General features: G+C 77.3%; 1 pseudogene. It reads left to right on the top strand.

Going from position 1 to position 397, the window contains the following annotated elements:
* Positions 1 to 397 (top strand): annotated as a pseudogene (locus AX737_RS33955) (histidine kinase); the annotation flags it as partial.

Raw genomic sequence — 397 nt, 5'->3', positions numbered from 1 at the left:
ACCAGCATCACGCTGGTCGACCGCGACGGGCTGATCCTGGTTCGCCACCCGGACAACGAGGGGTGGGTCGGCAGGCCGCTTCCGGCGGAGCGGACCGAGGTGCTGACCGGGCGCGGCGAGGGCGTACGCGTCGCCTCCGGCTTCGACGGGCGCGAGCGGGTGCTCGCCGCCATCCGGCCGCCCGGGGCCGCGGCGGACACGTGGCTGATCGTCGGGCGCGACCGTGAGGCCGCTTTCGCGGACGTCGACGAGGCGACTTGGCGCGGCGTCACCCTGGTCCTGCTCGGCGCCGTGCTGGCCGTCGCCGCGGCGCTGCTCGCCGGGCGCGCCTCCATCCGGCGACCCGTGGGCCGGCTGCTGCGCACAGCCTCGGCCTGGCAGCGCGGCGACCTCGGAG

Origin of the sequence: Methylobacterium sp. CCH5-D2 (genome assembly GCF_001556475.1) — a bacterium.
GTDB lineage: Bacteria > Pseudomonadota > Alphaproteobacteria > Rhizobiales > Beijerinckiaceae > Methylobacterium > Methylobacterium hispanicum.
Note: the sequence above shows the minus strand (reverse complement) of the source record. Positions and strands in the feature narration are given on the sequence as shown.